This window comes from Bacillus nitroreducens, assembly GCF_964021195.1.
The window spans coordinates 1,588,923-1,602,704 of the sequence record NZ_CAXHYI020000003.1 but is presented as its reverse complement, the minus strand read 5'-3'; the positions used below and the strand labels follow the sequence as shown (position 1 = coordinate 1,602,704).

Below are 13,782 nucleotides of genomic sequence, written 5' to 3'. Positions count from 1 at the left end.
TTCTCTCAAGCTTGTACCCCCACGGTACTCTCAGAACTTGACTACTCCTCCTTATGCAAAACAACAAAAAAGCCAAGCCTCCCACGAAGCTTAGCCTCATCTATTCAATACGAAATGTTAATTCCTCTTTATATTGATCCATATCTCTAGCAGCAGCCCACATAACAATCTTGTACTCTCCTTTTTCTAATTGAGGCAACTGTGCGACAAAAGTGAGTGATTGGCCTTTCGCAAATAATACATTTCGAATCACTTGTGCGAACATATATTCATCTGAATATCGGTAAACTATATCCCCAGCTTCATTATAGATTTCATAGTCATATTCTTGACTGGATGGAAATTGTAGACGAATGTCTTGCTCTCCTACGTTCTGCATTTCATAAATGATCGAGATTCCATCGGCGGTTTCTTCTTTGGAGATAGACGTCTCAATTTGATATTGAACTAGAGGGATTTTCTTTGAAGCACTTATCTTTCCTGTTTTTTCACGCTCATTCATCACATCTACTTCCTCCTCTACTTGACTAGTATCCCCTTTCTGATTTGTTACTTCTCCTTTCTTTTCTTGAAAAATAAAAAGGACGAGGCAAACAATTACAAACCCTCCAACAAGGTACAGTAGAATTTTTTTCATATTCATCTCCTTATTATATTGTCGCACTTACAAAAAAATCCTACCTTTACTCAAATCCCAAGAGTAAAGGTAGGTGCTTTCATTTATAGGCTTACATTTTTGTTTCTTCTACTTACGATAAACAATGCAAGAGCTCCAGCTATTAGTAAAACTCCTCCAATGATGAGATAGTTAAACATAGATGTAGCTGTTTTCGGAAGCTTTCCACCCTTGTTCTTGTTATCTCCGTCCTTATCTGAACCACCAGGTTGTTTTCCAGAATTGTCTGGTTTAGGATCTTTTGGAGCTTCTGGTTTTGGATCCTGTGGTTTCGGATCTGGATTTGGTTGTGGATCTGGATCTCCAGGTCTTGGATTTTCCGGATCATCACCAGGCTCGATATTGTTTACCTCAATGACTTGAACAGCTTCAACTCCATCACTATTTTTAATATAGACAGTGTATTTGCCATTCTTAATAACTGTAAATGATTTTTCGTCAAGGTCGATGTTCATTCCATCGTTTTGGAAATCAGATACTGTCTTTTCGCCTTCAAGCCACTTCATTTCGATAACATCACTATTTACCCCAACAGTAATGATGACTGGACCTTCTGTTGGTTCGGTAGTAGATGGTGTTAATTCAATAGTGACAGGCTCTGTCGGTTCAATGATGTTTTCAACAGTTATGGTTTTTAATGCTTCAGCACCATCAAGGTTTTTCACATAAACGGTGTATGTGTCATTTTCAATAACCTCAAATGATTTTGATTCTACATCAATATCTGCGCCAGCATTCGCAAAGTCTTCAGCTGTTTTTTCCCCTTGTAACCATTTCATTGTGAGTAAGTCACTCTCACTATCAGTAGCTACTGTGATTGTTACAGGGCCTTCTGTTGGCTCTGTAGGCGTTTGCGTAAGTTCAATTGTGATTGGTTTAACCGGTTCAACAATATTGTCCACAACAATCGTTTGGACTGCTTCTACACCTGCAGCATTTTTCGCATACACCGTGTACGTTCCATTTGCACTTACATCAAAAGACAGTTCTTCAAGATTGATTTCGTTCCCGTCTTCAGCAAAATCTGCAATCTCTTTCTTGCCTTCTAACCATTTGACCGATTCTAGTTCTTCTTCACTGTCTGTTGTAACCGTAACAGTAATCGGACCTTCCGTCGGTTCTGTCGTAGATGGTGTTAATTCAATTGCGATTGGTGCTGGCGGTACCACAATATTCTCGATAGAAATCGTTTGGACCGCTTCTACACCTACACTATTTTTCGCATATACTGTATACGTTCCATTCTCATCTACATTAAATGCCATTTCCTCAAGGCTGATATCAATACCACCCTCTACAAAATCAGCAGCTGACTTTTCACCTTTTAACCATTTAACTGCCACTAGTTCTTCTTCACTGTCCGTAGCAACTGAAACAGTAACTGGACCTTCTGTTTCTTCCGTTGTGGAAGGTGTTAATGAAACCGTAAATTCTTTCGGTTCTTCCGCTTCTTTTACTGGAAGTTTTATTTCTGCCTCAGCAGCGTTTGCCACACTATCTTCAACAGACAGTACTAATGTGTTCTCGCCACCTTGTAATTCGCTTAAAGGTATTTCAAATGAACCATCATCTTCAATGGTAATTGGGCCTTTACCAACCACACTGCCATCTTTATTCGTTAGTTCATAAGAAATAGTTAGATAGTTGTTAGCGTCATATCTCTCACCAAATACATTTTCTACAATTGTTTTGAAATCGATAAACTTATCTGTAATCGATCCTTTTACAACGTAATCAGTACCTTCAATTTCTCCTTCAATCTCGTCAAATGCAACTTCTGGTTGAGAAGTTTTTACAAACAATGGACCAGTATAGTCAAGGAAATTGATAGATAGATTCGCTAAATCCCATGAATTCATATCAACCGTATAGACGCCATCTGGAATTTCCACCTCTTCATCTGTTTCCCAATCGAAATAAGATCCTCCAATTGGAAGTTGCCAGTATCCAGCTGAAAGTGGTTGGAATGCAAAATAGCCTATATACCCATCTCCAAATGGTCCACCCTCTGGGTTAGAAGCATCCCACAGTTCAATCGACATCAGGTCTTCATCACCTAATAGTCCAAATTGAAGTAGAGTTTGCTCATACTTCCCATCACCATTTGGCGAAATAGCATAATCCGTTAATTGGAAATACTCCAATCCAGATGGACCTGCATCAGAAAATGCAGCTGCAAATGGTAACGCTAATTTTGTTCCTTCACTTACGATATGAATGTAACCCAGTAACTCATTACCTGGTGACTCTTCGCCTGCAGGCACGGTTAATGTAACAGTTAATGTTTCACTACCATTAAGTGTAAATGAGGATTTATCGACCGTAACCTTAGCATCCGATAATGCACCTGTTGCGGCTTTTGTCACCTCAATACTTACATCAAAAGTATTGGACTTACCAACTAAGTCTCTCACGTCAATCTGTTTTGTGAGAACCGTTTCTTCTTCCGCATTTGGAACGACTTTTCCAAACGTAACAGTCCCTTTTTCATGGGCAGCTGGTTCGTCTGCATGATCTGTCGTGTCAGATACATAGGCCAAAGCTTCTGCTTGAATAGCTTCTAAAGGTTGAACGCGTCCAGCACCTTGTGCAAACACATCATATTTTTCAGTGTCTAATTGTTTTGCCGTGTTCGAAAGAGCTACCTTAATATCAAATGGGTCCCAATCAGGATTTTTTGATAAAAGGAGTGCAGCAATTCCCGCTACATGCGGTGTTGCCATACTTGTACCAGTGAAACGGTCATAGCTTTCCGAATAATCCGCATCTGGATAATCTTTTCCATAAGCTGGTACGGAAGACATAATATTTGTACCAGGTGCAGAAACATCTGGCTTAATATCAAAGTTCGGAGTCGATGGACCTCGTGAACTTGAATCGTTAATATCGTCTCCTTCTAGTTCACTTTTTACATAATTGCTGAAAGTGACTTGGCCAAACTTCTGATCAGTTGCTGCAATGGCATCTCTGAAAGCTTGTCCATCAGCAGTTGAAATGTCATATGTAGGGATGAATTTAAACGAATCCCCAAGTAAAAATCCAGCTGGTCCAGCACCATCGACATTATTATGGATAATAATCCCTAGTGCTCCAGCAGCTTTTGCAGCAGCGATTTTGTCAACAAAGGCGATTTCACCACGAGATACAAGTGCCACTTTACCTTCTACATCTAGGCCATCGTAATCTGCTGGTGCTCCAAGCCCTGGAACCGCTACAACATCAAATGTTCCTGATAATGTCTCTTCTGGATTTGAAGCAAATGTCCACCCCATCAAGTTCACTGGATACTCATCTTCAAAATCACCAGCTTTAACAGTCATTAAAGCTTCAAACTTATCTGAAGGTACGGTTGAGTTTCCAACAGAAATCGCTAGGGCAGCAGTGGATGGATTTCCAATCGTAGAACGTCCTGGGCCACTGTTACCAGTTGCAACAATTGCCGTTACACCTGCTATTACAGCATTGTTAATCGCAATTGAATCTGGCGCTGTTTCGCTGTTGCTTCCTCCCCCTAATGAGAGATTAATAATGTCCATGTCTTCTTCTACAGACTTCTCAATCGCTGCAATAATACCAGAGGTAGATCCACTTCCATACGCACCTAACACACGATACGCATATAAATCAACCTTTGGTGCAATCCCTTTAATACCATATTTATTGGCTCCAATTGCTGCAATTGTACCTGCAACGTGTGTTCCATGATCCGTATAGAACGTACGACCACTACTATTCACTTCTGGCATATGAGCCGGTCGATCTTCTGGAGTTGTCTCATATGGATCATCTTCCGCACGGTCACGAGCATAATCACTACCATGCAGTACAAAGTTATGTCCACCTTTATAAATTCCTTCGAATTCAGGGTGATGATAGTCAATTCCCGTATCTAGTACTGCAACTTTTATATTCTCACCTTCATACCCCATGTCCCAAATTTCAGGAATATCAAGGTATGAATTACTCGTGTTCATAGATGCTGATACTTCACCATCAACAGGAGTTAATTCTTTTAACGCATAACGCTCACTATCTGGCTCTACTCGTACGACACCTTTAATATTCACAAGCTTTTGGATGTCTTTTGCAGGTAGAGTTAAAGATAGACCATTAAATACTTTCTGATAGGAATGTCCTTTGATTCCTTTAATGTTTGCTTCTTTTAGCTCTTTTTCAAATGCAGCTTGTTGGGCAGTGACTTTCTTTTCAGCATCTGCTGCTTGTGCTGCAGAAAAAGATTGGCCTTTTAATGCCTTTTTTCCCTTTTCAAGGGCAACTGGAGCTTCAGAAAGCTGAACAATAACAGACACTTTCTTGTCTCCATCTAGATTAACTAAGGAAGGATGGACCGTTGGTTTTTGTGAAACAAGTGCTTCTTGGTCCTCAATGACTTGTTTCATAATCGCTTTTCGTTCATCTATGTTGATCGTTTTCGTAGAGGCCGATTCTGCGGATACAAATCCTGGAGCAAAAAATGAAAATACTAGTGTGAAGATTAGTAAACTCGTAAAAAACTTGTTAAATCTACTTCTTTTCGACAATACGTTTCCCCTCTCTCTTTCTCATTTACATTTCGTTACTTCTACAAATCCCAGTATCAAATCCCTCCCTTTTAACCCATTAAATGGTAACAATATGAAACAACCTAAATGTTACTATAGTCTTAACATTCTATAAACACTTAAAATTCTGTACAAAACGACATCAAATGAGTTTTTTGTAGTTTTTTGTAAAAATTAACTGGGGTTCGTACTAAAATACAGGATATTTATCATACTTTCGGGAAATAAATAGGGGCCAAGGAGTAATATTTGTCGGTTATTGTCTGGCAATTGTTACTTTTTACCTATTCAACCTACCCCCATAAATGAGACAGAGGGGAAAGTTCCTTGTCCTTCCAAAAATAGATAAACTGTTAATCGATATTGCTATTTGGGATTACTGTAAAATAGCGCACAACAAAAAGGCTAAGCTCAACTGGGCTTAGCCTTCTACCAATCTATTTATCTATCGAACTTCTACCCAACCATTCTTAATGGCCACTACAACAGCCTGAGTACGGTCGTTAACGTTCATTTTTTGTAGGATATTACTTACATGGTTTTTAACCGTTTTTTCGCTAATAAATAAGTCGTCACCAATCCCACGATTGCTTCGTCCATCCGTCAACAATTGTAGAACCTCACATTCACGTCTTGTTAACAGATGCAATGGTCGGCGAACTTCCATATCTGCAAATGATTGTGATGAAACAGAACCTCCACTTGCCACAGCAAGTCGACGATATTCTTTTACTAAGTTATGAGTTACTCTTGGATGCAAGTATGATCCACCCTCTGCAACGACTTTGACCGCTTCTACTAGAGAATCCGCATCCATTTCCTTTAATAAATATCCAGTTGCTCCAGTTTTAAGGGCATGCGTCACATAGTTTTCATCGTCGTGGATCGATAAAATAATGACCTTCGTATCAGGGTATGTGTCAATTAATTGTTTCGTTGCTTCAATTCCATTCAAGTTTGGCATATTGATATCCATGATGACAACATCAGGATTATGCTGCTCAAGGAGAGCAAGCGCCTGGGACCCGTCGTCACCTTCTGCCACCACTTGAAAGGTTGGTTCAAAATCTAGTATTCGTTTTACACCCTCGCGAAATAATTGGTGATCATCTATAATTACTATGCTTGTTTTCATGAATAACGCCTCCCCCTTTCATTTTACAATCGAGGCAATTTCGGTCAATACGCCTTTGGCAGTATTAACATAGTATAAATGCAAGTTTTCATATAAGTTTCCTAGTTGATTTAGTAGTTCATTTGAAAATAACCATTTCTTGTAAGGTATCATGACTAGTCCGAAATTAACTCGTTAGCTAAAAGGGAAAAAATTAAACCTCCATTGGCACCTGAATCATTACAACAGTTCCTGCACCAACACTTGAATCAATTGTGAGGTTACCATCTAATAAATCGACACGCTCACGCATTCCGATTAAGCCAAATGAGTCTTGTTTCTTTTCACGAATATCAAAACCTTTTCCATTGTCTTTCACAACTACCGTTACATGTTTTCTGGCTAATTCAAGCTTGACGACAATTTCCCGTGCTTCCGCATGTTTAAGAGCATTTTGGACAGCTTCCTGAACCAAACGGAATAAGGCCACTTCATATTTTGATGGTATTCTTTTTTCAGACCCTACACACACAAATGAAATTTTAGTCTTGTCGTTATATTCTTCGATAGTGGACAGGTATTTTTTGAGGGTCGGAATTAATCCAAGATCATCCAGCGCCATCGGACGTAAATCATAAATAATCCTACGCACCTCGTATAACGCAGAACGAACCATTTTGCGTAAATCATGGATTTCCTTTACCCCTTGTTCTGGACTTTGCTTGTAAACCTTATCGATGATTTGCGAACGTAACATGACATTCGCTAGCATTTGAGCCGGTCCATCATGAATTTCTCGAGAAAGCTTGCGACGCTCTTCTTCCTGTGCCTCAATAATCTTTAAACCAAATGCCTGTTTTTGTTTGGCATCTTCTAACAGTTCACCAACCATCTTAAAATCACTATTTAAATAATTAAGAACAACAGAAATTTGACCGACAAGATGATCTGCACGCTCAATTGTCTCTTGTAAGCCGACCAAACGTCTCTCAAGCTCATCACGACGTTCCCGCAGTTGCTTTTCCTCTTGCTTGACAACAGTTAATTGCATCTGCAATTCATGGGCTTTCTCATACGCATTACGGATTTCGTCTTCCGAATACTTGTTAAATTGGCTACTGACTTCTGAAAGACGCTTTCGTGCAAAACGAGAATAGCTTTCTAAACGATCAACTTCTTCAATAATCGTCCCAACCCGCTCTTTAATTTCCTTTAACTCGTCCGTTAACGTCAAAAACTCTTGTCGAGATTGCTCACCAATTCTAAATATTTCTTCTTTGCTATAGTCAACGGTATTCACCATTTTTTCCAATATCGAATCAAGAACTTTACTGTCAAGTCCTTTGGTGGCCATGTTCCTACCTCCATCAACGTAGATTATATCCTTATTTCTTTTTAATAGGATTTCATATTAATTAAATTTGTATTACAATCAAGCTATACCTATAACAAAGCATTGATGTAAAAATTATGTCGTTTTATAATAGAAGAATGGGCAAATTTTATCAGAAAAGCGCAAGGAGCTCGCTTATCGGCGACAAGCTTAAGACGAGCACTGACAGAAGGTGCCCTTTACCTTCAGAAGTGATTGGCTTAAGACCTCAAGCTGATGGCGCCAGGAGTTAGACATTGAAAACTATGTGAAAAATTGTAGTTTCTTGTTTTTAAAAAATCGGTTCATGCCGAAATTTGACGTACGATCTTTGCTTTCAAAGAGCCCCGATAGGAGGTTTTTAACGAATGCTACAATCCTATTATACAGTAAAAGGATATGGCGAGCATGAAATTAATATTCAAAAATCACGCTTTATCGCATATATAAACCGCGCTACAACCGAAGAGGAAGCACAAGAATTCATTCAAAAAATTAAAAAACAAAACTGGGACGCCACCCATAATTGTTCAGCATACCTGATCGGTGAAAACGATCATATCCAAAAAGCAAACGATGACGGTGAACCCAGTGGTACAGCAGGTGTACCGATTCTTGAAGTCCTAAAGAAAAAAAAGTTAAAGGATACAGTCGTTGTTGTAACTAGATATTTTGGCGGAATAAAATTAGGGGCTGGTGGGCTTATCCGTGCATATGGAAAATCTACCTCAGAAGGTCTTGATGCAACTGGTATTGTTGAGCGCAGATTAATGAGGGTCATGCATACCAAGATTGACTATACCTTGCTTGGTAAAGTTGAAAATGAATTGCGTTCCTCCATTTACCAAATCAAAGAAATAAAGTATATAGATGCTGTAGAAATCGAAACCTATGTAGAAGAAAATAAAAAAGAACCATTTACCGAATGGATGACAGAGCTTACGAATGCGAGAGCCGATATTTTTGAGGGTAATGTGACATATTTAGAAGTAGACATGTAATTTCATCTTTTTGTTGAGGAGAAAAATGAATGGCCAATAAAACACGAAGAACGCAATTAAAAAAGCGAAAACGTAGAAGAAGACTGTTAATATTTATTGTCTTACCACTGCTACTACTCATTGTAGGAGCTGGTCTATATGGGGCTTACTTGGTAAAGCAAGCAGCTGATGCTGCTGCAGATTCAAAAACTGAGTTAAATCGTGGAATAAAGTCTGAAAAACGTATTGAACCAGTCGACCCTAAGCATGATAATATCTCTATTTTATTCATGGGAATTGATGATAGTGAAAAAAGATCAATGGGTGCGGATACTAGAACAGATGCTTTAATCTTAGCAACCTTGAATGAATCACAAAAATCCGTCAAATTAGTGAGCATCCCGCGTGATTCACTTGTGTATGATCCCATTAGAGGTGTAGAGGATAAAATAAATCACGCACATGCATTCAATGGCGCAGATGGCACAATAGCTACTGTTGAGGAACTTTTTGATATCCCAGTTGATTACATGGTTCGTATGAACTTTGAAGCCTTTATTGATGTCGTGGATGCCCTTGGAGGCATTGAGGTCGATGTACCAGTATCCTTTTCTGAACAAAACAGTAAAGATGAAAAAAATGCAATCCATTTAGAAAAAGGATTACAGCACCTTGATGGCGAGGAAGCTTTGGCATTAGCAAGAACACGGAAGATAGACAATGACATTGAGCGAGGGAAAAGACAGCAACTTGTTGTAAAAGCAATCATTGAAAAAGCAGCAAGTTTTAGTTCCATTACAAAATATAGTGATGTCATTACAGCACTAGGAGACAACATCACCACGAACCTTTCGTTTGGAGAAATGATTTCATTACATGACTATGCAACATCTGGTCAAAATTTACAAGTTGATTCACTCGTATTACAAGGTGCCGATTTATGGACATCCCGTGGCTATTACTATCAACTTGACCAGTCCAATTTAGAAGAAATTAAAACCACATTAAGAGAGCATTTAGAAATCAATGAACTTGGAGAGCGTAATGATACAAGTTCAACAATCGGCGCAAATAATTAACCACCCACTTGGGTGGTTTTTTGGTTCTAAATCAAATGTTGGGGTTTTAGGCTACCGCGCTACGCTTGGTGGCCTCTATAAAAAATGATGGATGGTACCATTCATCATTTTTTATAGAGGAGAATCACACCAACTCGGTTAACCAATATGTACCCCAATTCTTTTATACTTGTGTGTTAATAAAATCTTCGCCCTAAAGCGTTCAAAAACTCTAAATCCATAAGCATTTCTCTTTAGAACTTTGGTTGAATTATTAATTCCCTCTAAAAACCCATTTGAATATTCATAGGCAAAGCTATTTAATACTTCAACTTGCCAATTTTGTATGGTCTTTATTGCTTTAATCATTTCAGGTATCTTTGAATCCTCAATTAACTTATATAGTTCTTCCAATTCCTTTTTAACCATACTGATACTGTTTTTTCCGTTTTCTTTGGCACGTAAAAACCAAGAACGATATGCCTCTTTAATTTCATATGCTTGTTTGAGTTCATTCGACATCTCCAAGTAACGATTTAAATGCCATTTCTCATCCTTAGTTAAGCGTTGGCAGTCTTTATGAAAGACATGTTTCATACGTTTACACTTTTTACGGTCGTAGCCATGAAATTGGTTTTGTACTCGACGTCTTACTCCATCAAGCCCCCAATAGATGTAACGACAAAAATGAAATCTATCAGCTACAATAACAGGTTTACCCAATGCCTCTTGAACGGCTGCTTTAAAGGAATGATTCATATCCATTATGACTATTTGCACTCTAGATCCGTGCTTTCTTAAGTAGTCCTTTATCGTACGTTTATAACGATTTGGTAGAATATCAATCGGTTCTTTTGTTATCCCATTCGCAATGATTAACTGGTATTTCCCTTCGCGGGTATCACCCTTGTATTCATCAATAGCTATAACTGTAGGTAATTCTTCCACCGGATGAATTTCACTTCGTGAAATTTGATCGAATCGACGTATAATGGTTGAAGATGAACACCCGTAGATTTCAGCTGTTTCCTTAAATGTTTTTCCTTTAATTGCTTTAATTGATATAGCTTGATTCCATTCTATTGAGGTACGTTGATAACGCATGACAAAAGGATTTTTCTCTGAAAAACGTTTCCCACATTCACAGACATATCGTCTACGCTTATAAAAGATTTGGGTTTTTCTTTCAAACCACTTTAAGTGTTGAATTTTTTGTATACGATAGTCATGAATTTTACTCGTCCTTTGATTACATTTAGGGCACCGATGTACTTTTCGCTCCATTTCAACGTACAGGCGGATAACTTCGCCCACTTCTTCAACATTGGTTAGGATAGACCCTTTTAATCCAGGAATAATCATGGTAAAATCCATATACACGCAACTCCATTCTTTAGACTTGTTTCTCGACAATTCAAGTATAAAAGAATGAGGAGTTTGCGTGTTTTTTTATGCACACAAAATTTTGTTTAAACCCCAACAAATATTATAGAGCCGGTTTTTTTACACACAAAAAAGTGTAGGGAATATCCCTACACTTACTGTTTTTCTTTTGCATATGAATATCGTAGTCCACGATAAATCTTTAATAAAGGTCGATACCCTTTTCCAATAAGTCCGATTTTCTCCACAACCAGTTCAATAATCAATAACATGACGAATAGAACAACGATAGAGACCCAGACAGTCGCTTGGGAAAAAACAATTGCTGCTAGTCCAAATAGAGCTGCCATTCCGTAAATTAATAATACGGTTGTACGGTGACTATATCCTAAGCGTAGTAAGCAGTGATGCAAATGTGACTTATCTGGTGATGATAATGGCTGCTTATGGACAATCCGACGAATGATAGCAAAGAATGTGTCTGAAATCGGAACACCCAGAATAATGATTGGTACGATAAAAGAAATCATCGTTACATTCTTAAAACCTAATAGAGATAGAACCGAAATCATGTATCCTAAAAATAAGGCACCCGTGTCTCCCATAAAAATCTTCGCAGGATGAAAATTATAGATTAAAAATCCAAGGGTACTACCTAATAATAGGAATCCCATTGCGGTTACGAATGCATCCCCCATAATAATCGCCATTCCAGAAATGGTGATTAAGGCGATTGACGAAACTCCTGCTGCTAGTCCATCAAGTCCATCGATCAGATTAATTGCATTTGTGATACCAACTATCCATAGAATAGTGATTGGAATACTTAAAAGTTCGAAATCAAGAATCCCACCAAACGGTAAATTGATGTAATCTACTTGAACTCCTCCGTAAATCACCACAATTCCTGCGGCAAGCAATTGACCGAACAACTTAAACTTTGCAGAAATCTCAAACATGTCATCTAAAACACCAGTAATGACAATAATGAAACTCCCTAAAAGAATCGCAAATGCATATTCGTCTTCTGGACGTAAAACAAGGTAACCAATAATAAAACTGATATATATCGCTAAACCGCCTAAGCGTGGCATAATCTTTTCATGAACTTTTCGTTGATTCGGTTTATCGGTAGCGCCGATTTTATAAGCCAATTTTTTTACAAGGGGTGTAACAAGTATGGATGTGATAAAACATAAGATCAAGGTCAAATACAACATATACAGACCCTCCTCGTTATTAAGATAACCAAACCGAGTATATTTACAAACATAATGAGTTATTTTATTTTGTACTATTTTTCATAACAGGTTAATTATTATAATCTAGTTATCTCGATAACTAGTAAAACAAAAACTGTATGATCGACTTATTTAGTACATAAACCTATTTATTCTCCCAGCACATATATAGACGTTACTGACAGATAAAAGTTTCACTTCTACACCTGCATCCTAATATAGCATCTTTTTTTAAGATGTCAAATGAACAAAATGTTACGAATGGGCAGGCTCTTTTCTACTTACTCCATATAAGGTCAAAATTTTATCGACTAAATAATCTTGGTCATTTTCATTTGATAAGAGTTCTCCCTTATTGACTAGCCCCTGACGAAGTGTTTCATTTTCAATAACCTTCATAATCCCCACATACAATGATTCAGGGTCCTTCGGCTGAATTAAGACACCCGCTCCGTCAGCTAGCAAATAGGAAAGTCCGCCGACATCACTTGCAACGACAGGGGTATGGCAGGACATGGCTTCAAGTGCCACTAGACCAAAACCTTCATTATATGATGGTAATGCAAATACATCTGCTGCTGACATCCACTGCGCGATCTCTTTTTGAGACATTGGGCCGTGGAAAGTCACATCTGTCAGCCCCTTTTCAGTTATCATTTGTCTAACTTGATGATAAAAGGATTCATTTGCGATACGACCAATCATATGTAAAGACGCATTAGGCTTAACGGCCTTTATTTTTTCAAATGCCAAGACCAATTCTTTAATTCCTTTTGCTTCGATCAGATTTCCGACAAATAAAATCATTGGGTCTCCTGATGGGTGACCAATATTTTTCCTTGCAATTTCTGAGCTTAAAGGCTTAAATACTTGGCGATTTACTCCCATACTAATAGTGGAGAGCTTTGAATCATTAACGCCAAATTGCTCATGTATCTCCTGATAGAGTGTTTGTCCGACAGCGATTACATGATCGGCCTGCTTTAATATGAGCTTTGTCATACGTTCAATTGTCCCATTGATTTTCGCCATTTTATGAATGTCACTACCGTGAGCAGTCACAACAAAATGACATTTCCAGATTTTTTTAAACAGAAGACCTAAAACACCTGATGGAAATACATAATGTGCATGCACCACTTTATATCGATATCCGACAAAAAGAAGGAAAAATGCTTGTAACATCCACATCATATACTTCGTAAGAACACCCATTTTATGGTTCGCAGGATTTTGAATGGCTACAACATCTACTGTTAAGCCACGCTCTCTAAGTGCCTCCACCTGATTTTTTACAAAAATTCCAAATGTAGGAGATGCTTCACTTGGGTACATGTTGCTTATGACTAATATTCGATCCCTTTTCACAGATTTCATCCTATCGTTCATTTATTAT

9 protein-coding genes are annotated in these 13,782 nt (G+C 38.2%); 2 read left to right on the top strand and 7 right to left on the bottom strand.

Going from position 1 to position 13,782, the window contains the following annotated elements:
* Positions 1 to 100: 100 nt before the first annotated feature.
* The 4 genes from ACWPVE_RS11465 to ACWPVE_RS11450 all read right to left on the bottom strand — a co-directional run bounded on the left by ACWPVE_RS11465 (position 101) and on the right by ACWPVE_RS11450 (position 7,706).
* Positions 101 to 637, bottom strand: coding sequence for a BsuPI-related putative proteinase inhibitor (locus ACWPVE_RS11465; RefSeq protein ID WP_453993425.1), 537 nt, complete (start codon positions 635 to 637; stop codon positions 101 to 103).
* An 83-nt stretch (positions 638 to 720) separates the two neighbouring features.
* Positions 721 to 5,217 carry a S8 family serine peptidase gene (locus ACWPVE_RS11460; RefSeq protein ID WP_453993423.1) on the bottom strand — a complete coding sequence of 1,499 codons (4,497 nt, stop codon included), beginning with the start codon at positions 5,215 to 5,217 and terminating at the stop codon, positions 721 to 723.
* A 466-nt stretch (positions 5,218 to 5,683) separates the two neighbouring features.
* Positions 5,684 to 6,373, bottom strand: coding sequence for a response regulator (locus ACWPVE_RS11455; RefSeq protein WP_453993422.1), 690 nt, complete (start codon positions 6,371 to 6,373; stop codon positions 5,684 to 5,686).
* Between the two features lie 193 nt (positions 6,374 to 6,566).
* Complete coding sequence (locus ACWPVE_RS11450) at positions 6,567 to 7,706, bottom strand: sensor histidine kinase (protein ID WP_453993420.1); 1,140 nt, start codon at positions 7,704 to 7,706, stop codon at positions 6,567 to 6,569.
* 386 nt (positions 7,707 to 8,092) lie between these two features.
* On the opposite strand from ACWPVE_RS11450, the gene ACWPVE_RS11445 reads away from it, so the two are divergent.
* Complete coding sequence (locus ACWPVE_RS11445; protein WP_453993418.1) at positions 8,093 to 8,725, top strand: YigZ family protein; 633 nt, start codon at positions 8,093 to 8,095, stop codon at positions 8,723 to 8,725.
* A 29-nt stretch (positions 8,726 to 8,754) separates the two neighbouring features.
* Positions 8,755 to 9,783, top strand: coding sequence for an LCP family protein (locus ACWPVE_RS11440; RefSeq protein ID WP_453993416.1), 1,029 nt, complete (start codon positions 8,755 to 8,757; stop codon positions 9,781 to 9,783).
* Positions 9,784 to 9,921: 138 nt separating this feature from the next.
* On the opposite strand, the gene ACWPVE_RS11435 is transcribed toward ACWPVE_RS11440, so the two are convergent.
* The 3 genes from ACWPVE_RS11435 to ACWPVE_RS11425 form a co-directional block, all read right to left on the bottom strand.
* Entirely contained in the window at positions 9,922 to 11,142 is a 1,221-nt protein-coding gene (locus ACWPVE_RS11435) for an ISL3 family transposase (RefSeq protein WP_453991135.1), read from the bottom strand.
* Positions 11,143 to 11,300: 158 nt separating this feature from the next.
* Positions 11,301 to 12,365, bottom strand: coding sequence for a glycosyltransferase family 4 protein (locus tag ACWPVE_RS11430; RefSeq protein ID WP_453993414.1), 1,065 nt, complete (start codon positions 12,363 to 12,365; stop codon positions 11,301 to 11,303).
* Between the two features lie 276 nt (positions 12,366 to 12,641).
* On the bottom strand, positions 12,642 to 13,763 hold the full coding sequence (locus ACWPVE_RS11425; protein ID WP_453993412.1) for a glycosyltransferase: 1,122 nt from the start codon (positions 13,761 to 13,763) through the stop codon (positions 12,642 to 12,644).
* Positions 13,764 to 13,782: the final 19 nt, after the last annotated feature.

Bases quoted from the DNA above. Each gene is read 5' to 3' on its own strand.
- ACWPVE_RS11465 (WP_453993425.1), bottom strand. From the start codon at position 637: ATGAAAAAAATTCTACTGTACCTTGTTGGAGGGTTTGTAATTGTTTGC.
- ACWPVE_RS11455 (WP_453993422.1), bottom strand. From the start codon at position 6,373: ATGAAAACAAGCATAGTAATTATAGATGATCACCAATTATTTCGCGAG.
- ACWPVE_RS11450 (WP_453993420.1), bottom strand. From the start codon at position 7,706: ATGGCCACCAAAGGACTTGACAGTAAAGTTCTTGATTCGATATTGGAA.
- ACWPVE_RS11445 (WP_453993418.1), top strand. From the start codon at position 8,093: ATGCTACAATCCTATTATACAGTAAAAGGATATGGCGAGCATGAAATT.
- ACWPVE_RS11440 (WP_453993416.1), top strand. From the start codon at position 8,755: ATGGCCAATAAAACACGAAGAACGCAATTAAAAAAGCGAAAACGTAGA.
- ACWPVE_RS11430 (WP_453993414.1), bottom strand. From the start codon at position 12,365: ATGTTGTATTTGACCTTGATCTTATGTTTTATCACATCCATACTTGTT.
- ACWPVE_RS11425 (WP_453993412.1), bottom strand. From the start codon at position 13,763: ATGAAATCTGTGAAAAGGGATCGAATATTAGTCATAAGCAACATGTAC.